At 38.5% G+C, this 2,338-nt stretch carries 1 protein-coding gene; it reads left to right on the forward strand.

Annotated features, from left to right (window positions below; translation table 11 throughout):
- The first annotated feature begins 280 nt into the window (after positions 1-280).
- Complete coding sequence (locus IIB50_03265) at positions 281-1,117, forward strand: hypothetical protein (protein MCH7530107.1); 837 nt, start codon at positions 281-283, stop codon at positions 1,115-1,117.
- Positions 1,118-2,338 lie beyond the last annotated feature (1,221 nt).

Raw genomic sequence — 2,338 nt, forward strand, 5'->3', positions numbered from 1 at the left:
TACGCAGGGGGCAGGGCAGATGACATACTGGAGTATTGTCATGGTGGTGAGCTTGATAATAATGTTACTCTGAAGCTCAGGTGAAACGAGAAGTTAGAGGCAAGATTCACCGCAGAGACGCAGAGAACGCAGAGAAAAAAATAGATGGAGAAGTTAGAAACAAGAGATACAACCATATTTTAAAAAGTTGATGTGGTACTGATTGTGGATTTACGATTGAATATTGAAGTTTGTTGATTTAGGATTTCACCGCATCCACCAAACTACCTGTCTAACAAGGATGAAGAGTAAAAAACAAATAATTCTTTTCGATGAAGACTGGTTTAGTAATGCATCCTCTAGAAAAGTAGGTAAAGAATGGGTGGATGAGGTTGTGAACCAAATTAACGGTTCAGGAGGGATTTATCTTAGCACTCTTCGTCTATGGTTTGATCGATTTCCACTATCTAATAAGCATAAAAAACATTTGAAACAAGCTCTTGAGAGTTTTAATAATTATGATCATCTGGGAGCCGTAAATGAACTCGCTTGGTGGCAATTTATCAATTCTTTTGGGTGGTCAGCATCACCTATTAAAGCTGGTAATTATAAAAGACCAGATTTTCACATTATCGAACCTATTGAATTCTTTTGTGAGGTAACAACCTCAAACTTATCGGAAAAAGAAAAGAAGCTAATAGAATCTGGTGAAGGTGCCCCTCTAAACCACAATGTAACTATTGAGAGGTTCTTAAGAGTAGTTGAAGAAAAAGTTGAACAAATCAAATACGGTGCATCAAAAAAGAAGCCAAGTGTATTAATATTGTTTGATTATACAACCTGGAGTGGTTTTGGAACGCAGCTTTATCGAGAACTTGCAAATATTCTTTTGGGTAACATTATTGGTTTTTCGAAGTTGCCATCTGAACTTTCGGCTATCGTCTATGTTGAAAGGAAAGTTCTTCCAGAGGGTAATATCGTATTCAGTAAGGATAGGTCAGCAGTCTATCACAATCCAAATGCATTATTCAAACTACCCATATCTGTTTTCCAAATGATGCGACAATTCCTATTACACGTTGAAGAACTTCAGGCAACTCTTGACCAAAACAAGTCGGTTAATTGGTTTTGGCTATAGAAAATGCTTTATCATCTGTGAATATCTGTGGCTAAATTTTCTTTTCTTGCTTCTGGTCTCTTGCTTTTCTGCGGACTTTCTTGTCCTCGGCGCTTTTTGTCCGGGGAGCGCCTTTGCGGTGAATTCATCTGTTATTCAGCACCAGATACATCTCCTGCCAGCTATAAATTGTTTCAGACTATTCCATGTTGACATGAATGGCTGATTTGGTACTCTTATAAGTCCATCTAATAATCAAAGGTAAAGAGCCCGGATGATAAATCACAAGGCTGTGGTTAATGCTGTACAGGTAATGAGAACATTACTACAAGATACAAAAACCAGAGAGCCCTGTGAAAAATAATCTTTTAAGGAATACGTTATGATGGAAATACAATGCCCCAATTGTAAGTACGAAGGAAACGGTAAGCGTATTACCAAAGGTTCCGTTGCTGTGGAATTGGTATTATGGTTGCTATTTATGTTTCCAGGTTTAGTTTATTCAATCTGGAGGCTTTCAACCAAAAAGTGGGTGTGTCCTGAATGCGATTTTGAGAATGTAAGGAAAATAAAAGAGACAAATGAAGTTTGTATGCCCGGAGTACTTATCAAAATAATAGCAAGTATTATTGGCCTATTGTTTTTATTATATATTCTAGGTTTAATTGGTTTTACCAAATGAAAACTAATTTCGACACTGAATATAAAACAAAGGTAATGTTATCTAGCACAATTTTGTTTACATATCTTGTCAGCACTAAATCATACCTTACTGGTTATATCTCTGTGTGTCCTGATGTTTAAGCCTCATTGTTTTCTCTGCGCTAATCCCTGCCTGCCGGTAGGCAAGTGTGGCTAATTATTTTTCTTGCTTCTGGTCTCTTGTTTCTCTGCGGACTTTCTTGTCCTCGGCGCTTTTTGTCCGGGGAGCGCCTTTGAGATGAATTCATCTGTTATTCAGCGCCAGACACATCTCATGCCACTCTCATCGCGCCGCTCGCCTTGTACTCTACCGCGATGTATTTGGTTCCCCATTTTTTGTTACTTTGTACTTCCAGTCTAAAAACATTTATGGTGATACGAGTTTAACGGTTGGGAAATATGACTTGTATCGCGGCGTATCTCTTGTCATTAATTCCAGTTTGTCTACGGCCGCATGAGCACCTATGAAAAAATCCGGCAGTGGAGACAGCTTGGTTCCCTTACGCTTCCGGTATTTAAGATATGTCTTTCCGGCGAGAA

The organism is Patescibacteria group bacterium (assembly GCA_022560785.1).
In the GTDB taxonomy this organism is placed as follows: Bacteria; Patescibacteriota; Minisyncoccia; order Phycocordibacterales; family JADFSL01; genus JADFSL01.